16 protein-coding genes are annotated in these 18,978 nt (G+C 68.0%); 1 reads left to right on the top strand and 15 read right to left on the bottom strand.

Going from position 1 to position 18,978, the window contains the following annotated elements; all coding sequences use genetic code 11:
• Nucleotides 1–172 precede the first annotated feature (172 nt).
• The 15 genes from hutG to hutC form a co-directional block, all read right to left on the bottom strand.
• Complete coding sequence (gene hutG / locus AC1RB9_RS26620) at nt 173–973, bottom strand: N-formylglutamate deformylase (RefSeq protein WP_003095940.1); 801 nt, start codon at nt 971–973, stop codon at nt 173–175.
• Nucleotides 966–2,174, bottom strand: a complete 1,209-nt coding sequence (gene hutI / locus AC1RB9_RS26625; RefSeq protein WP_003457622.1) for an imidazolonepropionase — start codon at nt 2,172–2,174, stop codon at nt 966–968. The genes hutG and hutI overlap by 8 nt, the downstream gene beginning before the upstream one ends.
• Nucleotides 2,171–3,703: an HAL/PAL/TAL family ammonia-lyase gene (locus tag AC1RB9_RS26630; protein ID WP_003457625.1), complete on the bottom strand. Its 1,533-nt coding sequence runs from the start codon at nt 3,701–3,703 to the stop codon at nt 2,171–2,173. Before AC1RB9_RS26630 ends, hutI begins: the two co-directional genes overlap by 4 nt.
• Nucleotides 3,700–4,530 carry a quaternary amine ABC transporter ATP-binding protein gene (locus AC1RB9_RS26635; protein ID WP_003101756.1) on the bottom strand — a complete coding sequence of 277 codons (831 nt, stop codon included), beginning with the start codon at nt 4,528–4,530 and terminating at the stop codon, nt 3,700–3,702. Before AC1RB9_RS26635 ends, AC1RB9_RS26630 begins: the two co-directional genes overlap by 4 nt.
• The gene (locus AC1RB9_RS26640) at nt 4,527–5,378 is read right to left on the bottom strand and encodes an ABC transporter permease (protein ID WP_003095946.1); all 852 of its coding nucleotides are present in this window, start codon (nt 5,376–5,378) and stop codon (nt 4,527–4,529) included. The genes AC1RB9_RS26635 and AC1RB9_RS26640 overlap by 4 nt, the downstream gene beginning before the upstream one ends.
• Before the next feature lie 24 nt (nt 5,379–5,402).
• Entirely contained in the window at nt 5,403–6,371 is a 969-nt protein-coding gene (locus AC1RB9_RS26645; RefSeq protein ID WP_003095948.1) for an ABC transporter substrate-binding protein, read from the bottom strand.
• A 117-nt stretch (nt 6,372–6,488) separates the two neighbouring features.
• The gene (locus AC1RB9_RS26650; protein ID WP_003101758.1) at nt 6,489–7,892 is read right to left on the bottom strand and encodes an amino acid permease; all 1,404 of its coding nucleotides are present in this window, start codon (nt 7,890–7,892) and stop codon (nt 6,489–6,491) included.
• A 62-nt stretch (nt 7,893–7,954) separates the two neighbouring features.
• Nucleotides 7,955–9,484 (bottom strand): histidine ammonia-lyase, encoded by a 1,530-nt coding sequence (gene hutH, locus AC1RB9_RS26655; protein WP_003114461.1) that lies wholly within the window; start codon nt 9,482–9,484, stop codon nt 7,955–7,957.
• Between the two features lie 95 nt (nt 9,485–9,579).
• On the bottom strand, nt 9,580–11,022 hold the full coding sequence (locus tag AC1RB9_RS26660; RefSeq protein ID WP_003457630.1) for a purine-cytosine permease family protein: 1,443 nt from the start codon (nt 11,020–11,022) through the stop codon (nt 9,580–9,582).
• 107 nt (nt 11,023–11,129) lie between these two features.
• Nucleotides 11,130–12,809 carry a urocanate hydratase gene (gene hutU, locus AC1RB9_RS26665; protein WP_003457633.1) on the bottom strand — a complete coding sequence of 560 codons (1,680 nt, stop codon included), beginning with the start codon at nt 12,807–12,809 and terminating at the stop codon, nt 11,130–11,132.
• Between the two features lie 325 nt (nt 12,810–13,134).
• Nucleotides 13,135–13,932 carry a phosphate/phosphite/phosphonate ABC transporter substrate-binding protein gene (locus tag AC1RB9_RS26670; RefSeq protein WP_003457636.1) on the bottom strand — a complete coding sequence of 266 codons (798 nt, stop codon included), beginning with the start codon at nt 13,930–13,932 and terminating at the stop codon, nt 13,135–13,137.
• Between the two features lie 18 nt (nt 13,933–13,950).
• Complete coding sequence (locus AC1RB9_RS26675) at nt 13,951–14,889, bottom strand: fatty acid desaturase (RefSeq protein WP_003114464.1); 939 nt, start codon at nt 14,887–14,889, stop codon at nt 13,951–13,953.
• A 15-nt stretch (nt 14,890–14,904) separates the two neighbouring features.
• Complete coding sequence (locus AC1RB9_RS26680) at nt 14,905–15,927, bottom strand: ABC transporter substrate-binding protein (RefSeq protein WP_003457639.1); 1,023 nt, start codon at nt 15,925–15,927, stop codon at nt 14,905–14,907.
• Nucleotides 15,928–16,068: 141 nt separating this feature from the next.
• Complete coding sequence (locus AC1RB9_RS26685; RefSeq protein WP_003118004.1) at nt 16,069–16,659, bottom strand: HutD/Ves family protein; 591 nt, start codon at nt 16,657–16,659, stop codon at nt 16,069–16,071.
• Nucleotides 16,656–17,408, bottom strand: a complete 753-nt coding sequence (gene hutC, locus AC1RB9_RS26690) for a histidine utilization repressor (protein ID WP_003095970.1) — start codon at nt 17,406–17,408, stop codon at nt 16,656–16,658. Before hutC ends, AC1RB9_RS26685 begins: the two co-directional genes overlap by 4 nt.
• 100 nt (nt 17,409–17,508) lie before the next feature.
• Between hutC and AC1RB9_RS26695 the strand changes: the two genes are divergently transcribed.
• Nucleotides 17,509–18,870 carry a formimidoylglutamate deiminase gene (locus tag AC1RB9_RS26695; RefSeq protein WP_003118005.1) on the top strand — a complete coding sequence of 454 codons (1,362 nt, stop codon included), beginning with the start codon at nt 17,509–17,511 and terminating at the stop codon, nt 18,868–18,870.
• Nucleotides 18,871–18,978 lie beyond the last annotated feature (108 nt).

Below are 18,978 nucleotides of genomic sequence, written 5' to 3' on the forward strand. Positions count from 1 at the left end.
TAGAGGAGAACAGTTGTGCAACTCTTTGCGCACTCGGCCTCCCGGCCGCATCAACGCTGACCTCAATAAATTTGTAACAGAAAATTTCCAGAATGCCGACGCGGACGCCCCACCCCATCCGCGGCATTCACGTCCGCCAGGACGGGCCAGGCGTCCGCCGCCTCCGAGCACCTCAGGCGTAGCGCTCGCGACCCCAGGCGAGGAGGCTTTCCAGCAGTTCGCGGATGACCGCGCGGGTCGCTTCGGCGAGGTCCGCGCGGTAAGCGAACGGGGCCTGCTCGTCCATGTAGGTGCACTGCGCCAGCTCCAGCTGGACGGCATGGACGTGCTGCTCCGGCTGGCCGTAGTGGCGGGTGATGTGGCCGCCCTTGAAGCGCCCGTTGAGCACATGGCTGTAGCCTTCGGCGGCAGCGCAGACCGCCTCCAGGCGGGCCGCCAGCGCTGGATCGCAACTGGCGCCGGCGTTGGTGCCGAGATTGAAGTCGGGCAGTCGGCCGTCGAACAGGTGCGGCACGTGGGAACGGATCGAGTGGGCGTCCCAGAGCAGCGCGTAGCCGAACTCGGCCTTCAGCCGCGCCAGTTCCTCGGCGATGGTCCGGTGGTAAGGCGTCCACACTTCGGCCAGGTAGCGCATGCGTTCCTCGGCGGACGGCGCCATGCCTTCGCGGTAGAGCGGCCGGCCGTCGAACAGGGTGTCCGGATACAGGCCGGTAGTGGCGGTGCTGTACAGCGGCTTGTCGTCGGAAGGGCGGTTGAGATCGACCACATAGCGCGAATAGTGGGCAGCCAGGGTGCTGGCGCCCAGTTCCTCGGCGAAATCGTAGAGCCGGGGAATGTGCCAGTCGGTATCGGTCAGCGCCCGCGCCTCCTCCACCAGGCCGGCGTCCACCGCCGGGGTCAGGCGCGTGCCGGGGTGCGGCATGCTGATCAGTAGCGGCACGCGGCCGCGCTTGAAACTCAGGACTTCATCCACGGTATACCTCCTCGGCGTGGCGAATGACGCGTTTCGGCAGATCGCCACCCAGCCAGTAGGCCAGCTCCGCCGGACGCTCGATGTCCCAGGCGACGAAGTCGGCCAGCTTGCCGACCTCCAGGCTGCCGTGGCTGGCTTCCAGCCCCAGCGCCCGGGCGGCGTGCAGGGTGACACCGGCCAGCGCCTCCTCCGGGGTCAGGCGGAACAGGGTACAGGCCATGTTCAGCATCAGGCGCAACGACAGCGCCGGCGAGGTGCCGGGATTGAGATCGCTGGCAATGGCCATGGCCACGCCGTGCCGGCGCAGGGCATCGATCGGCGGCAGCTGGGTCTCGCGCAGCAGGTAGAAGGCGCCCGGCAGCAGCACCGCGACGGTGCCCGCCTCGCCCATGGCGCGGGCGTCGTCCTCGGTCATGTACTCCAGGTGGTCGGCCGACAAAGCCCGGTAGCGCGCCGCCAGGCTGGAACCGTGCAGCGAGGATAGCTGCTCGGCGTGCAGCTTCACCGGCAGGCCCAGCTCGCGGGCGGCGATGAATACCCGCTCGACCTGCGCCGGGGAAAACGCCAGGTGCTCGCAGAAGGCGTCCACCGCGTCCACCAGTCCCTCCCCGGCCAGCGCGGGGAGCATCGTCGAGCAGATATGCTCGATGTAGTCGTCGGCGCGCCCGGCGTATTCCGGCGGTAGCGCATGGGCAGCCAGGCAGGTGCTGCGCACGGTCGCCGGCAGGCGTTCGCCGAGGCGGCGGATGACCCGCAGCATCTTGCGCTCGCTGGCCAGGTCGAGGCCGTAGCCGGACTTGATCTCCAGCGCCGTCACGCCGTCGCGCAGCAAGGGCTCCAGGCGCTTGCGCGCGCTGGCCAGCAATTCTTCCTCGCTGGCCTCGCGGGTGGCGCGTACGGTGCTGGCGATGCCGCCGCCGGCGGCGGCGATCTCGGCGTAGCTGACGCCCTCCAGGCGCTGCTCGAATTCGCCGCTGCGGTTGCCGCCGAACACCGCGTGGGTGTGGCAGTCGATCAACCCCGGGGTCAGCCAGGCGCCATCGAGGTCGATGCGTTCGGCGTAGTCGTCGGGCGGCAGTTCGGCGCGCGGGCCGATCCAGTGGATCAGCGGACCGTCGGTGACCAGGGCGGCGTCCTCGACGATCGAGTACTTGCCGCCCTTGAGGGTGGCGGCATGGCAATGCTGCCAGAGTCGTTTCATTGCAGGTCTCCTATGCTCGCGGCCAGCCGGGCGAGACTCTTCCGCTCGCCGAGGATGGCCGCCGCGCTGGCGATGTCGGGAGCCAGCCAGCGGTCGGTGTCGTACGCGGGCACGCGCTCGCGCAGGATGCCCCAGGCCGCCGCGGTGCCCTGGCCGAAGCGTTGCGGGGCGAGGAATTCGAAGGCCTGGGCGGCCAGCAGGTACTCGATGGCGAGGATCCGCCGGAGGTTCTCCAGGGCCCTGCCAAGCTTGAGCGCGGCACTGGTGCCGAGGCTCAGGTGGTCCTCCTGGAGCGCCGAGGTGACGAAGTTGTCGACCACCGCCGGCTGCGCCAGCTGGCGGTTCTCGCCGGCCAGGGAGGCGGCGACGTACTGGGTGATCATCATCCCCGAGTTGACTCCCGGCTTGCCCACCAGGAACGCCGGCAGGCCGCTGACCAGCGGGTTGACCAGGCGATCCAGGCGCCGCTCGGCGACCCCGCCCAGCTCGGCCACGGCGATCGCCAGCAGGTCGGCGGCCATCGCCACCGATTCGCCGTGGGGATTGGCCTGGGATACCACCCGGTAGGCCTCCGGCGTACCCAGCAGCAGCGGGTTGTCGGTGGCCGAGTTGAGTTCGGTCTCTATCTGCCGCGCCGCGTGGGCCAACTGGTCACGGCAGGCGCCATGGATCTGCGGTATCGAGCGGATGCTCAGGGCATCCTGGGTGCGGATGCCGCGGGCGTTCTCCAGCACCTGGCTGCCAGCCAGCAAGGCCCGCAGATTGGCGGCGACCCGCTGCATCCCGGGATGCGGCTTGAGCGCAACGATCTCGGCGTCGAACGCCGACAGTTGGCCGCGCAGGGCCTCGAAGCTCATCGCCCCGATCACGTCGGCCCACTGCGCCAGGCGCTGCGCGTCGTCCAGGGCCAGGCAGGCGAGGCCGGTCATGCACGGCGTGCCGTTGACCAGGCAGAGCCCGTCCTTGGCTCCCAGGCGCACCGTCGCCAGGCCTTCCGCCGCCAACGCGGCGGCGGCCGGCACGACGCTGCCGCGGTAGCTGACCTCGCCGATGCCGAGCAGGGCGATGCCGACGTGCGCCATGTGGGTCAGGTAGCCCACCGAGCCCTGGGCCGGCACCTGCGGGGTAATGCCGTGGTTGAGCAGCGCCAGCAGCCCTTCCACCAGCGAACGGTCGAGCCCGGACTTGCCCTGGCTGTAGTTGGCGACGGCGGCACAGATGATCGCCCGGGTCTGTTCGTCGCGCAGCGGCTCGCCGACCCCGCAGGCATGGCTGAGCAAGGTGTTGCGCGACAGCTCGGCGAGCTGCTCGCCTTCCAGCAGGACGTCGCACAGCGCGCCGAGGCCGGTACTGATGCCGTAGGCACGCTCGCCGTTGGCGACGATACGGCAGACGATGGCGCGGGCGTTGTCGATCCGTGCCCAGGCCGCCGCCGACAGTTCCAGGCGCGCACCGTGCCGGGCCACCGCGACCAGTTCTTGCCAACGCAGCGGACCGTCGCCGAACACGACGCTCGGTAGGTCGCTCATAGGTTCGCCACCCGCCGCTGGACGAAGCGGTCGACGTAGTCGTCGGCCGGCTGGTGGAGGATTTCCCGTGGCGTGCCGACCTGGATCAGTTGGCCGTCCTTGAGGATCGCGATGCGGTTGCCGATGCGTACCGCCTCGTCGAGGTCGTGGGTGATGAAGACGATGGTCTTGTGCAGGGTTTTCTGCAGTTCCAGCAACTGGTCCTGCATGTCCGCGCGGATCAACGGGTCGAGGGCGCTGAAGGCCTCGTCCATGAGAATGATCTCGGTGTCGGCGGCCAGCGCGCGGGCCAGGCCGACACGCTGGCGCATGCCGCCGGAAAGCTGGTGCGGATAGGACTTCTCGTAGCCCTTCAGGCCCACCGTGGCGATCCAGTGCAGGGCCCGCTCGTGGCACTGCGCCCGGCTTTCGCCGCGAACCTTCAGGCCGTAGGCGACATTGTCGAGCACGCTCTTGTGCGGCAGCAGGCCGAAACTCTGGAACACCATGCTGATCTTGCGCCGGCGGAATTGCCGGAGGGCTTCCATGTCGTAGCGCAGGATGTCCTCGCCATCCACCAGGATCTCGCCGCTGGTGGGGTCGATCAGGCGGTTGAAATGGCGCACCAGGGTCGACTTGCCGGAACCCGACAGGCCCATGATCACGAAGATCTCGCCAGCACCGATGGTCAGCGACAGGTCGTTGACGCCGACCACGCAGCCGGTCTGCGCCAGCACTTCGCCCTTGCTGCGTCCCTGGCGGATCAGGGCCAGCGCGGCATCGGCACGCGGGCCGAAGATCTTGAACACGTTCTTCACTTCGATCTTGTTCATCTGCGCACCGCTCATTTGCTCGTCTCGTGCCGGGAACGGCCATAGGCCTGGGTGATGCGGTCGATCACCACCGCGAGGATGACGATCGCCAGGCCGGCTTCCAGGCCCTTGCCCACGTTCAGCGTCTGGATGCCCACCAGTACGTCTTCGCCGAGGCCGCGGGCGCCGATCATCGAAGCGATCACCACCATCGACAGGGCCATCATGGTGGTCTGGTTGATCCCCGCCATGATGCTCGGCAGGGCCAGCGGCAACTGCACGCCGAACAGCTGCTGCCAGCGGTTGGCGCCGAAGGCGTTGACCGCCTCCATCACCTCGCTGTCGACCTGGCGGATGCCCAGGTCGGTGAGGCGGATCAGCGGCGGCGCGGCATAGATCACGGTGGCGAAGATCGCCGGCACCTTGCCCAGGCCGAACAACATCAGCACCGGGATCAGGTACACGAAGCTGGGCATGGTCTGCATGATGTCCAGCAGCGGCATCAGCACCGCGCGCAGGCGGTTGCTGCGCGCGGCGAGGATGCCCAGGGGGATGCCGATCAGCACCGAGATGAAGGTCGCCACCAGCATCAGCGCGAGGGTCTGCATCAGCTTGTCCCAGAGGCCGACGGCGCCGACCAGGAACAGCAGGCCGGTAATCACCAGGGTCGGCAGCAGGCGCCGGGTAGCGTGCCAGGCGATCGCCGCGACGATCGCCAGCAACAGCCACCAGGGCGTGGCGCGGAGCAGCCCTTCGAGGTTGACGATGGCCCACAGCAGGGTGTCGGAGATCTTGCGGAACAGGTCGCCGTAGTTGGTCACCAGGGCGTCGACCCAAGCGTTGACCCAGTCGGCGATGGAAAATGTCAGGCGTTCGGGAAACATGGTCTGCTCTCGTCGGTCGTGGGTTCAGAGTGCCGCTTCGATCTTCTTCGCCGCGTCCTCGTCGACCCAGGCGTGCCAGACCTCGGGGTGCTCCTTGAGGAACTCGCGCGCCAGGCGCGCCGCATCGATCCGGTCCTTGGCCATCCGCGCCAGGTCGCTGTTCAGCAGCTCCGCCGGCAGGTTGACCTTCTCCAGCACCGCCACCAGCTCCGGCGCCTGGTCGTGGAAGGTCCGCGACAGGCCGACCTGGATCCTGATGCGCTTGTCGACGCCGGGCCTTTCCTCCAGGCGCACCAGGTCGGCGCGGCCCATCAGCGGCGTCGGCGACCAGTAGTAGAACAGGATAGGCTCGCCGCGCCGATAGCTCGACAGCACCGCCGCGTCCAGTGCCGGGCCGGTGCCCGGCCGGAAATTGGTGAACGTCTCCTCCAGGCCGTAGCTTTTCAGCATCTCGCTGTTCTCCAGCTCGCAGGTCCAGCCGGCCGGGCAATTGTAGAAGCGCCCCTTGCCCGGCTCTTCCGGGTCGCGGAAGACCTCGGCGTACTGCGCCAGGTCGGCGATAGAGCGCAGCTTCGGCGCCTTCGCCTCGAGCTTGCGCTGCGGGTCGCCCTCGATCACGTAGCGCGGTACGTACCAGCCCTCCACCGCGCCGACGATGGGTTCGCCGACGCCGACCACCTTGCCGGCCGCGGCAGCCTTGTTCCAGGCGTCGCTGCGGCCGATCCACTCCTCGGCGAAGACCTGGATGTCATTGGTGCTCAGCGCCTGCTCCATGGTGATCGAGTTGCCCGGCAGGCTGTCGGTGGTACAGCCGTAGCCCTTGGCCAGGACGAACTGCATCAGCTCGGTGAGCAGGGTCCCGCTCTCCCAGTTCAGCCCGGCGAACTTCACCGCCTTGCCGGACTCGCACCAGCCTTCCGCCTGGGCGCCCGCCGCGGCGGCGAGCAGGCCGAGGGCACAGAGAACACTCAACATCGACTTCTTGTATCGCATGGTTCGACGCTCCAGATGCACGATTGGGAAAGGCAGTTGGAAAACCTGCGGGCCGCGCCCGGGGGAACGGCCTCGATCGTTGTTATTGGCCGGCGGCCCAGGCCGCCGTCGGTTCCGTCACAGCCCTCCCTGGGCCTGAAGCACGCCATGCGCGGCATCGCCCTTCGGCCTGACCCAGCGCCGGTAGGCGATCACCAGCAAGGCGATCCAGATAGCCCCGACCCACAGGGCCGGGCGGGTGTCCGGGAAATAGCCGAGCACCACGAAGATGAACAGCATGAAGACGATCGCCGCCGCCGGCGCGAATGGCCACAGCGGCACCGGGAACTTCAGCGCGGCGACCTGGCGCGGCCCCATGCGCCGGCGCATGCCGACCTGGGCCAGGAGGATCATCAGCCAGACCCACACGGTGGCGAAGGTGGCGATGGAAGCGATCAACAGGAATACGCTCTGCGGGATCAGGTAGTTCAGCGCCACGCCGAGCAGCAGGGCAACCGCCATCAGCAGCACGGTCATCCACGGCACGCCGTGCCGCGACACCCGCGAGAAGCCGACCGGCGCCTGGCCCTGGCGGGCCATGCCGTAGAGCATGCGACCGGCGCCGAAGATGTCGCTGTTGATCGCCGAGATCGCCGCGGTGATCACCACGACATTGAGGATCGCCGCGGCCGACTCGATCCCCAGGCCGTCGAAGATCTGCACGAAGGGACTGCCGTTGCTGCCGATCTGCTGCCAGGGGAAGATCGCCATCAGCACGAACAGGGTCAGCACGTAGAACAGCAGGATGCGCAGCGGCACCGCATTGATCGCCCGCGGGATCACCCGCTGCGGGTCCTGCGCCTCGCCGGCGGTGATGCCGATGATCTCGATGCCGCCGAAGGCGAATACCACCACCGACAGCGAGGCGACCAGCCCGGCCCAGCCGTTGGGCAGGAAGCCGCCGTGCTGCCACAGGTTGTGCACGCCGGTGGCGGACGTCGCCGCGCCGCCCAGGCTGAAGCCGAAGAACATGATGCCGAGCCCGGCGAGGATCATCGCGACGATGGCGCCGACCTTGACCAGCGACAGCCAGAACTCCAGCTCGCCGAAGACCTTGACATGACAGAGGTTCAGCCCGCCGATGAACAGCACGATGGACAGTACCCAGATCCAGCGCGGCACGTCGGGAAACCAGAACCCCATGTAGATGCCGAACGCGGTGACATCGGCGAGGCAGACGATGATCATCTCGAAAGCGTAGGTCCAGCCGGTGACGAACCCGGCCAGGGGGCCGAGATAGCTGCTGGCGTAATGGCCGAACGAGCCGGACACCGGCTCGTGCACCGCCATCTCGCCGAGCGCGCGCATCACCATGTACACCGCCGCGCCGGCGATCAGGTAGGCCAGCAGCACCGCCGGCCCGGCCATCTGGATGGCCGATGCGGAACCGTAGAACAGGCCGGTGCCGATCGCCGACCCCAGTGCCATGAAACGAATATGACGGGCGTTCAGTCCGCGCCGAAGCCCCGTGTCGTGCGTCATCCCTCGGCTCTCCTGTTGTTGTTCTTGCTGGAGCGCCCCGGCCGAGCGGCCGGGGGCGGGTATCAAAGACTCGGCAACAGCCGGGCCGGCAGCAGCGCGTTCAGGCAACCGCTGGCGAGCAACTGGCTGGCTGCCTCGATGTCAGGGGCGAAGAAGCGATCCTCCTGGTAGTACGGCACCTTGTCGCGCAGCAGGCGGCGAGCCTGCTCCAGCTTCGGCGAACTCTTCAGGCCCTCGCGGAAGTCCAGGCCCTGGCAGGCGCCCAGCCACTCCACGGCGAGAATCCCGCGGACGTTCTCGGCCATCGCCCAGAGCCGTTTGCCGGCGTTCGGCGCCATCGACACATGGTCTTCCTGGTTGGCCGAGGTCGGCAGGCTGTCGACGCTGGCCGGATGGGCCAGGGCCTTGTTGTCGCTGGCCAGCGCGGCGGCGGTGACCTGGGCGATCATGAAGCCGGAGTTGACCCCGCCGTTGGCCACCAGGAACGGCGGCAACTGCGACATGTGCATGTCCATCATCAGCGAGATGCGCCGCTCCGACAGCGAACCGATCTCGGCCAGCGCCAGGGCCAGGTTGTCGGCGGCCATCGCCACCGGTTCGGCGTGGAAGTTGCCGCCGGAGATCACGTCGCCCTCGGCGGCGAATACCAGCGGGTTGTCGGACACCGCGTTGGCTTCGATCTCCAGCACCTCGGCGGCCTGGCGCATCTGGGTCAGGCAGGCGCCCATCACCTGCGGCTGGCAACGCAGCGAATAGGGGTCCTGGACCTTGTCGCACTTCTCATGGGAACGCGCCACCTCGCTGCTGGCGGTGAGCAGGTCGCGATAGGCCGCGGCCACGTCGATCTGCCCACGCTGGCCGCGCGCGGCGTGGATGCGCGCATCGAACGGCGCCCGCGAACCGAGCATGGCCTCGACGCTGAGCCCGCCGCAGACGGTGGCGGCGGCGAACAGGTCCTCGGCCTCGAACAACCCGCGCAGCGCGTAGGCGGTGGACACCTGGGTACCATTGAGCAGGGCCAGGCCTTCCTTCGCCGCCAGGGTCAGCGGCTCCAGCCCGGCCACCGCCAGCGCTTCGGCGGCCGGCAGCCACTCACCGCGATGGCGCGCCCGGCTTTCGCCGATCAGCACCAGCGACATGTGCGCCAGCGGCGCCAGGTCGCCGGACGCACCCACCGAGCCTTTCAGCGGGATGTGCGGATAGACCTCGGCGTTGATCAGCGCGATCAGCGCGTCGATCACCTTGCGGCGGATGCCGGAGAACCCGCGCGCCAGGCTGTTCACCTTGAGCAGCATGACCAGCCGCACCATGGCGTCGTCCAGCGCCTCGCCGACGCCGGCGGCATGGGACAGGACGATGGAACGCTGGAGCTTCTCCAGGTCGGCCGGGGAAATCCGCGTCGAGGCCAGCAGGCCGAAGCCGGTGTTGATGCCGTAGGCGGTGCGGCCCTCGGCGATGATGTTCTCGACACAGGCGACGCTGGCGGCGATCGGCGCGTCGGCGCTGGGATCCAGGCTCAGGCGCACGGGGGCCAGGTAGGCTTGGCGCAGGTCGGCCAGGGTCAACTGGCCGGGTTTCAGATGCAGGCTCATCGAAGGCTCCTTGTTCGGTTCGGCGGGCTCGGCAGCGCCGTCCGCCGGCGGCGTTCATGGGATTGAAGGCGGCCGCGCCGCCCTGGAAATTCGTCTCAGGCCCCGTGCGCGGGACGTTCGAAGGCGCCGGGATCGGCCGGCAGGATCATTCGCGCCGGGGCCTGGCGCGTGGCCTTGCGCCGCGCCACCAGGTAGTAGAGGACCGCCGGCACCAGCAAGCCGATGATCCAGGAGATATCCACGCCGCCGAGGTGCTCGACCATCGGTCCGGTGTACAGCGTGGTCGCCAGGAACGGCATCTGCACCAGCACGCCGAGGGTATAGACGGCGATTCCCGGCAGGTTCCAGCGACCGTAGCGGCCGTCGGGGTCGGCCAGCGCGGGCACGTCATAGCGCTCGCGGGTGATGAAGTAGTAGTCGACCAGGTTCACCGCGCTCCACGGGGTGAAGAAGGTCAGCAGGAACAGGATGAAGGACTTGAACGCAGCGAGGAACGAGTGCTGGCCGAGCAGCGCGATGAGCGTCGAGGCGCCGACGATCGCGAGGACGAAGAACAGGCGTTGCACGCGGGTGATCTCCAGTTGGCCGCGTACGCTGCTGATGATGGTCGCGATGCACATGAAGCTGCCGTAGGAGTTCAGCGTGGAAATGGTCACCTTGCCGAAGGCGATGCTGAAGTAGAGCAGCGCGGCGACGGTCCCGCTGCTGCCCAGGCCGACGATGTAGGCCACCTCGCGGCCGGCGAACTGGCCGTTGGCCAGGGCTGCGGAGAACACCCCGAGGACCATCGAGGCCTGGGCGCCGAGCACCGAGCCGAGGCCGACGGCGAGGAAGGTCTTCCACGACGAGGTGGACGCCGGCAGGTAGCGTGAATAGTCGGCCACGTAGGGGCCGAAGGCGATCTGCCAGGACGCCGCCAGCGACACCGCGAGGAGGAACGAGGCCCAGCTGAAATGGCGGATGGCGAGCAGGTCGCCGATGTCGCTGAGCAGCATCAGGCGGCTGAACAGGTAGGCGAAGGCGATGATGCCGAGGACGCTGGCGATCCGCCCGATGATGTGGATGACGCGATAGCCGAGCACCGTCACCAGGACGATGAAGGCGGCGAAGATGAAGATCCCGGTGCTGTCGCTGAGCCCGGTGAGCTGGCCGATGGCCTGGCCGGAAAGCACCGTGCCGGTGGCGGTGAAGCCCAGGTACATCAGGCACACCAGTGCGATCGGGATGCAGGCGCCGTAGACGCCGAACTGCACCCGGCTGGAAATCATCTGCGGCAGCCCCAGGCGCGGCCCCTGCGCGGCGTGCAGGGCCATCACCGCGCCGCCGAGGAGCTGGCCGATGAGCAGGCCGACCAGCGACCAGAACACGTCGCCGCCGAGGACCACGGCGAGGGCGCCGGTGACGATGGCGGTGATCTGCAGGTTGGCCCCCAGCCAGAGGGTGAACTGGCTGTAGAGGCGGCCGTGGCGCTCGTTCGCCGGGATGTAGTCGATCGAGCGCCGTTCGATCAGTGGCTTGCTGTCGCTGCCCTGGGTCATGCTGCTGTACTCCGCTGCGGCTCGCGCGCCGCCATTCTTGTTGTGGCCTGGTCGGGACAGTGGGCGGCCGCCCCCACGCCCCGCCGGCGTGGAGGCGGTTTTCGAGGTCAGCGCTGGGCGGTGATCATCGGCAGGTTCAGGCCCTGCTCCTTCGCGCAATCGATGGCGACCTGGTAGCCGGCGTCGGCGTGCCGCATCACCCCGGTACCCGGGTCGTTGGTCAGCACGCGGGCGATGCGTTCGGCGGCCTCGTCGCTACCGTCGCAGACGATCACCATCCCGGAGTGCTGGGAGAAGCCCATGCCTACGCCGCCGCCGTGGTGCAGCGAGACCCAGGTGGCGCCGCTGGCGGTATTCAGCAGGGCATTCAGCAGCGGCCAGTCGGACACCGCGTCGGAGCCGTCCTGCATGGCCTCGGTCTCGCGGTTGGGGCTGGCCACCGAGCCGGAGTCGAGGTGGTCGCGGCCGATGACGATCGGCGCGGACAGCTCGCCGCTGCGCACCATCTCGTTGAAGGCCAGGCCGAGCTTGGCGCGCAGCCCCATGCCAACCCAGCAGATGCGCGCCGGCAGACCCTGGAAGCTGATGCGCTCGCGGGCCATGTCCAGCCAACGGTGCAGGTGGGCATCGTCGGGGATCAGTTGCTTGACCTTGGCGTCGGTCTTGTAGATGTCCTGCGGGTCGCCCGACAGCGCGGCCCAGCGGAACGGACCGATGCCGCGACAGAACAGCGGGCGGATGTAGGCCGGGACGAAGCCGGGGAAATCGAAGGCATTGGCCACCCCCTCTTCCTTGGCCATCTGGCGGATGTTGTTGCCATAGTCGAAGGTCGGCACGCCCTGCTGCTGGAACGCCAGCATGGCCCGCACGTGTACCGCCATGGACTGCTTGGCGGCCTTGACCACGGCGGCCGGGTCGGTCTGCGCGCGGTCGCGGTACTCTTCCCAGCTCCAGCCGGCCGGCAGGTAGCCGTTGAGTGGATCGTGGGCGCTGGTCTGGTCGGTGACCATGTCCGGGCGTACGCCGCGGCGAACCAGTTCCGGAAGGATCTCGGCGGCATTGCCCAGCAGGGCGATGGAAATGGCCTTGCCTTCGGCGGTGTAGCGCTGGATCCGCGCCAGGGCGTCGTCCAGGTCCTTGGCCTGCTCGTCGACGTAGCGACTGCGCAGGCGGAAGTCGATGCGGCTCTGCTGGCACTCGATGTTCAGCGAACAGGCGCCGGCCAGGGTCGCCGCCAGCGGCTGGGCGCCGCCCATGCCGCCAAGGCCGGCGGTAAGCACCCAGCGGCCCTTGAGATTGCCGTCGTAATGCTGGCGGCCAGCCTCGACGAAGGTTTCGTAGGTGCCCTGGACGATGCCCTGGCTGCCGATGTAGATCCACGAACCGGCGGTCATCTGGCCGTACATCGCCAGGCCCTTGGCGTCCAGTTCGTTGAAGTGTTCCCAGGTCGCCCAGTGCGGCACCAGGTTGGAGTTGGCGATCAGCACCCGCGGCGCGTTGGCGTGGGTCTTGAACACGCCGACCGGCTTGCCGGACTGTACCAGCAGGGTCTCGTCGTCGTTCAGTTGCTTGAGGGTCTCGACGATCCTGTCGTAGCACTCCCAGTTGCGCGCGGCACGGCCGATGCCGCCGTAAACCACCAGTTCCCTGGGGTTCTCCGCGACCTCCGGGTCGAGGTTGTTCATCAGCATGCGCAGCGGCGCTTCGGTCAGCCAGCTCTTGGCGGTCAGCGTAGTGCCGCGCGGGGCGCGGATTTCAATATCGCGGAATTTGCTCGGGGTGGTCACGGCAGGCTCCTGGGCGTGGCGTTCAACGGGCGGCGACCGGCGAGGGTGCGCCTGAATTCGGGGACGAAGCAGAGGTCGGGCTGGGTCTACCGAACACATCTATGCTTGTACATACAAGTATAAGCAAAGGAAGGGCCAATTCTGCCGCCACGCCCTCCGGCGATATCTCCACATTCCCGTGAATTTCATTCAACCCGTTGATTTTTCTGTAGTTAAGAATTAGCGAAGGTAGCCTCTCCCCCGGGAGAAGGAGCCTGCCGGAACGGCCCTGGGTGCACGTGATCGAAGCGTGCGCGCACCGGTTTGGGGCCTTCGGTAACACCGTTCAGCGCAATTGCGGGTAACCCCAGCCCTGCGCCTGACGCTCGTAGTCGAGGAGAATCCGGTAATGCTCCTCGCCGGCCGGGAGGAAGCTTTTCAGCGCCAGTGTCGCGGCCAGGTGCGGGCACTCGATCAGCGTCAGGTTCAGCGCTTCGAACAGCTCGCGGCGTTGCGCCGCACTCCAGTGCAGCGAGGTGATCAGCGGCAAGGCCGGGCTCGGCGCGCTGCGCCCGAGCACGCGCAGGCCGGCCAGGCGCTCCGGTGCGTGGCGTTGCAGGTAGCCGAAGGTCACTGCATCCACCGAGGTCAGCTCGACCTCACCCGCGGCCACCATCGCCAGGCTGCGCAGGTGGCCGCCGCTGATGTGCACCTCGGCGAAGAACGCCGAGTCTCGCCCCAGCGGCGCCAGCGCATGGCGCAGCAGGTTCATGCCGCTGTTGGAGTCGTGGTCGTTGAGCGCCAGGCGGGTATTGCGGAAGTCGCCGAGGCGCTGGCGCGCCTGTCCTTCGGCGGCGACGAACAGGCTGCAATGCTCACCGGGAGCACAATCGGGCAAGTCGTAGCTGGGCACCGCGAGCACCGCCACCTGGCCGCGCAACTGGTTCATCAGCGGATAGCCGCAGGTCTGCGCGAACAACAGGTTAGGCTGTCGCCACTGCACCGCCAGATCGGTGGCGGCCGACGCGTAACGGCGCACGCCCAGGCGCCGGCAGACCTCGCCGATGAAGGTTGCGCCGGCCTGCCTGACGCAGTCCGGCTCGACATACATGTCCAGCGCCGCCACCACCAGGGTATCGATCATGCTCTCGTCCGCCTGCCTTCAATGCTCGGGATGCACCGGCGCATCCACTGGCCGCCAACCGTGGCGCCGCCATAGACGACCATAGCCGGGCAGGTGGAAATCGCCACTACGTCGCCGGTAGGCACGGCGGCTTGCGCTATACACGCGCGGCAGCAGGTACCAGGGCAGGCCCGGCAGATCGTGGTGGACCAGATGCAAGTTGTTGTTGAGGAACAGCAGCCGCCACGGCCACCCCGCGTCGACCAGCACGCTGCGCTGCGCCGGCTCGCGGGCCGGACGGTGCTCGTAGAAAGAGCGCAGCATGCTCAGGCCGAGGGCCGGATAGGCCACCGCCGGCAGGTACAGCCAGGGCGGGATGCCCGCCCAGCGCCAAAGCCCGGCCAGCAACCCGCCCAGCAGCACGGCATGCAGGCCCCACAGGCGCCAGGCGGCACCCTCTCCCCGGCGCAACCGCGAACCTTCCAGGCGCGCCATCGCCGCCAGGGCCAGCAGCGGGCCGAGGGTGGCGCGACCGAGCAGGGTCTTGTCCAGGCAGAGCCAGCGCCGCCGCCAGGAGCCCAGGCGCGGCCACTCGGACAGACTGACGTAGCGACTCTCGGGGTCCAGCCCCGGGTAGGTCAGTTGCTCGTCGAGGTGGTGCCGCAAGTGGCTGTCACGGTACAGCGGATAGGGATACCAGACGGCCAGTGGCAGGTAGCCGAGCATGGCGTTGAACCTCGGCCAGCGGGTCGGGTGGCCATGGATCAGCTCATGCTGCAACGACATGTAGAGGGAGGCGAACGGCACCAGTCCCGCCAGTACCGGCCAACCCCAGCGCTCATACTGGCTGGCGAGCAGTGCCCAACCGCCGTACAGGCAGGCGACCAGCAGCCAGGTCGGCCATTCGCTGCGCGCCTGGAAGGTATCCTGGAGCCGCCGCACCAGGGTGCGCTGACGCCCGCTCAGGTAGTGCGCCATGAAGGCTGGCGAGGCTTACTTCAGGGAGGTATCGAGGCGCGCGGCGACTTCGGCCGGCACCCAGTGGCTCCAGATTTCGCGATGCTGGCGAAGAAACTGCGCACGCACCTTGCCGACCTCGCGATGATTCTGCGCCATGTCGGCGAGCAGCTCGTTGAACAGCGGCAAGGGGATCTCGACCTTGCGGAACAGCTCGACCAACGCCGGCGCCTTGTCATGGAAATCGCGGGAAACGCCAATGGTGATCTTCGCCGGCAACGAGCGGGAACCGATGGGGTCGGGGTTCTTCGGATCGGACAGGGTGGCCCAGGCCTTCTCGCTGAACGGCGGCTCTTCCAGTTGCACCAGCTTGAAACGGCCCATCAACGGAGTCGGCGACCAATAGTAGAAAAGCACCGGCTCGCCGCGCCGGAAGGCCGCACTGATCGCCGCATCCAGCGCCGGGCCGGTGCCGGTGCGGAAGTTCGTGTAGCTGTCCTGCAACCTGTAGGCCTTGAGCTTCTGGCTGTTGACGATCTCGCAGGTCCAGCCGGTCGGGCAGTTGTAGAAACGCCCCTTGGCGGGCTCCTCGGGATCGCGGAACAGCGCCTTGTAGCGCGGCAGGTCGGCGACCGACCTCAACTCCGGCGCCTTCGCCTCGATGCCTCGTTGCGGGTCGCCCTTGACCAGGTACTCCGGCACCCACCAGCCCTCGGTGGCGCCCTTCACCGTCTCTCCGACGGAGAACACCTCGCCCGCCTCCTCCGCCGCGCGCCACACCGGGCTACGCCCGGCCCATTGCTCCCCGGTGACCTGGATATCGTTCTGGCGCAGGGCGTTTTCCATGGTCACGGTATTGCCCGGCAGCGCGTCGGTCTCGCAGCCGTAGCCTTTTTCCAGTACGTAGCGCAACAGGTCGGTGGTGAACATGCCGCTTTCCCAGTTCAGCCCGGCGAACACCACTTTGCCCGGGTACGGGCATTCCGCCGCGACGGCGGTCTGGCTGGCGAGGCTGGCGCCCAGGGCGAGGACGGCGAGGATCTGGCGAAGCGGGGGCATGCGGGTCTCCCGGTTGGAGTCGGACGGCATGCGGAACTATATAGGCATTAAAAATATTGGATTAATAACGTTTGATTCTTTGGATAGACAAAAGCGCCTACCCTTTCGGTGTAGACGCTTTTTCCTGGCGGCGCCGGCGAATCACAGCGAATCGAGTTCCACCGCACAGACCCACGCCGGCTCGTGGGCCGTCAGGCGCCAATGCTGCAAGCCCTGCAGCCCCTCGGCGCACAGGCAGTCGTGGGCAGCCAGTTGCCCGCGAGGTTGCCCTTGCAAGGAAATCGCTACCCCGTCCTGCTGGGCGAACAGCAGCAGCGTGCTCGCCGTGCCGTGCCAGTCCAGCTCGCCCTCGACCCGCAGCCATTGCAGGCGCGCGCGATGGCGCCGGGGCGCATAGATCAGGTTGAAGTCGCGGATAGCTCCATCGAGCAGGGTGCAGTGCACCTCGCTGTCGCCGGAAAAGGCGAAGGCCTGCCGGGCGCGTAGCGGCGCGGATTCCGCGCCATCCACCCGCAGGCGCATGCCGCCGCCCTCCAGCACGCTGATGATCCGCTGGTAACCGGCGAAGCGGGAGAAGCCGCCGGACTCGCCGACATCGGCGATCGACAGGCGCCAGCCGAAGCCGTCCAGGCCGTCGCCGCCGTCGCGGGCGATCTCCTCGGTGGAGCCGGCGCCGTTCTTCCACGGCATTCTCGGGTAGTCGACGGCACGCAGGATGCGGAGTTCGCTCATGAGCTGAAACGTCCTTCCAGACGGTGGCGGGAACCCGGGTGCAGCAGCCGCGCGGCGGTCACCGCGACACGCCCGGACCATGTGCGGCGGCGGATCAGCAGGCACGGCTCGCCGCGTTCGATCTGCAACAGCTTGCACTCGGCCGGCTCGGCGAGGATCGCCTCGACCACATGCTCGCCCTCGGTGAGCGGCGCCACCTGGGTCAGGTAGGCATAGGGCGTTTGCCGGGTGAAATCCTGCTTGAGGTAGTCCGGCGCCACCGCGGCGTTCACGTAGCGGTCCTCGATCTGCACCGGGATATCGTTCTCGTAGTGCACGATCAGCGAGTGGAACACCCGCTGGCCTTCGCGCACGTCCAGTGCCAGGGCGCGCTCGGGGCCGGCGACCTCCTCGCCGAGGGTGATCACCTGGCAACGATGGCGATGCCCGCGGGCCGCGATCTCGTCGGCGATGTTGTGCACCTCGAACAGCGCCGACTGGCCCTTGGGCTCGGCGACGAAGGTTCCTACCCCCTGCATGCGCACCAGCAGGCCGTCGCTGGTCAGTTCGCGCAGGGCGCGATTGATGGTCATGCGACTGAAGCCGAGCTGGCTGACCAGTTCGCTCTCGGACGGCACCCGGTGGTGCGGCGGCCAGGCGCCCGACTGGATCTGGCTGACGATCATCTGCTTGACCCGCGCGTAGAGCGGCGCCGGTACCTCGCCGAGTTGCGAGGCCAGCGGGGAACGATCAGAGGAAGAGGACGTCACGGAGAGACTCCTTGTCGAGGCGTCGATGAAGTGAGTTTACGCACCGCTTAATCGTCTGTATATGTATATACAAATAAAATAGACTGCGTGTGAGCTGATTATGTCCGCAATTTTCGCTGAACGTGCGTTGCTGCCGGAAGGCTGGGCGCGAAATGTCCGTTTCGAGATTTCCGCGGACGGAGTCCTCGCCGGGATTCGTCCCGACGCCAACGCCGACGGCGCCGAACGCCTCGGCGGCGCCGTGCTGCCGGGGATGCCCAACCTCCATTCGCACGCGTTCCAGCGCGCCATGGCCGGGCTCGCCGAAGTCGCCGGCAATCCCAACGACAGTTTCTGGACCTGGCGCGAGCTGATGTACCGGATGGTCGCTCGACTGTCGCCGGAACAGATCGAGGTCATCGCCTGCCAGCTCTACATCGAGATGCTCAAGGCCGGCTACACCGCGGTGGCGGAATTCCACTACGTCCATCACGACCTCGACGGCCGCTCCTACGCCGACCCCGCCGAACTTTCCCTGCGCATCTCCCGCGCCGCCAGCGCCACAGGTATCGGCCTGACCCTGCTGCCCGTGCTTTACAGTCACGCAGGCTTCGGCGGCCAGCCGGCCAGCGAGGGCCAGCGGCGCTTCATCAATGGCAGCGAGGCCTACCTGGAACTGCTCCAGCGCCTGCGCGCGCCGCTGGAGGCGGCAGGCCACTCCCTGGGCCTGTGCTTCCACTCCCTGCGCGCGGTGACTCCGCAGCAGATCGCCACGGTCCTCGCCGCCGGCCACGACGACCTGCCGGTCCACATCCATATCGCCGAACAGCAGAAGGAAGTCGACGACTGCCAGGCCTGGAGCGGACGCCGGCCGTTGCAATGGCTGTACGAGAACGTCGCGGTCGACCAGCGCTGGTGCCTGGTCCATGCGACCCACGCCGACCCCGCCGAGGTGGCGGCGATGGCGCGTAGCGGCGCGGTGGCCGGCCTGTGCCTGAGCACCGAGGCCAACCTCGGCGACGGCATCTTCCCGGCGACGGACTTCCTCGCCCAGGGCGGGCGCCTGGGCATCGGCTCGGACAGCCACGTCTCGCTCAGCGTGGTCGAGGAACTCCGCTGGCTGGAATACGGCCAGCGCCTGCGTGACCGGAAACGCAACCGGCTGTACCGCGACGACCAGCCGATGATCGGCCGCACGCTCTACGACGCTGCTCTGGCTGGCGGCGCCCAGGCCCTTGGGCAGCCGATCGGTAGTCTCGCCGTGGGCCGTCGCGCCGACCTGCTGGTGCTCGACGGCAACGACCCCTACCTGGCCAGCGCCGAGGGCGACGCCCTGCTCAACCGCTGGCTGTTCGCCGGCGGCGACCGCCAGGTGCGCGACGTGATGGTGGCCGGCAGATGGGTGGTGCGCGACGGCCGGCATGCAGGGGAAGAGCGCAGCGCACGGGCATTCGTCCAGGTGCTGGGGGAACTGCTCGACTGACCCTGCACAGCGGCGGACAACCGCGTTGCGCTTATCCGCCCCACTCGTTCGAGCCGTCGGGCGCTAAACGCCGATACTTCCCACGCCAGCCGCCAGGCGTGAACGGCG

The sequence above is a fragment of the Pseudomonas sp. 20-5 genome, from assembly GCF_056782835.1.

Bases quoted from the DNA above. Each gene is read 5' to 3' on its own strand.
- hutI (WP_003457622.1), bottom strand. From the start codon at position 2,174: ATGAAACGACTCTGGCAGCATTGCCATGCCGCCACCCTCAAGGGCGGC.
- AC1RB9_RS26630 (WP_003457625.1), bottom strand. From the start codon at position 3,703: ATGAGCGACCTACCGAGCGTCGTGTTCGGCGACGGTCCGCTGCGTTGG.
- AC1RB9_RS26635 (WP_003101756.1), bottom strand. From the start codon at position 4,530: ATGAGCGGTGCGCAGATGAACAAGATCGAAGTGAAGAACGTGTTCAAG.
- AC1RB9_RS26640 (WP_003095946.1), bottom strand. From the start codon at position 5,378: ATGTTTCCCGAACGCCTGACATTTTCCATCGCCGACTGGGTCAACGCT.
- AC1RB9_RS26645 (WP_003095948.1), bottom strand. From the start codon at position 6,371: ATGCGATACAAGAAGTCGATGTTGAGTGTTCTCTGTGCCCTCGGCCTG.
- AC1RB9_RS26650 (WP_003101758.1), bottom strand. From the start codon at position 7,892: ATGACGCACGACACGGGGCTTCGGCGCGGACTGAACGCCCGTCATATT.
- hutH (WP_003114461.1), bottom strand. From the start codon at position 9,484: ATGAGCCTGCATCTGAAACCCGGCCAGTTGACCCTGGCCGACCTGCGC.
- AC1RB9_RS26660 (WP_003457630.1), bottom strand. From the start codon at position 11,022: ATGACCCAGGGCAGCGACAGCAAGCCACTGATCGAACGGCGCTCGATC.
- AC1RB9_RS26670 (WP_003457636.1), bottom strand. From the start codon at position 13,932: ATGATCGATACCCTGGTGGTGGCGGCGCTGGACATGTATGTCGAGCCG.
- AC1RB9_RS26675 (WP_003114464.1), bottom strand. From the start codon at position 14,889: ATGGCGCACTACCTGAGCGGGCGTCAGCGCACCCTGGTGCGGCGGCTC.
- AC1RB9_RS26680 (WP_003457639.1), bottom strand. From the start codon at position 15,927: ATGCCCCCGCTTCGCCAGATCCTCGCCGTCCTCGCCCTGGGCGCCAGC.
- AC1RB9_RS26685 (WP_003118004.1), bottom strand. From the start codon at position 16,659: ATGAGCGAACTCCGCATCCTGCGTGCCGTCGACTACCCGAGAATGCCG.
- AC1RB9_RS26695 (WP_003118005.1), top strand. From the start codon at position 17,509: ATGTCCGCAATTTTCGCTGAACGTGCGTTGCTGCCGGAAGGCTGGGCG.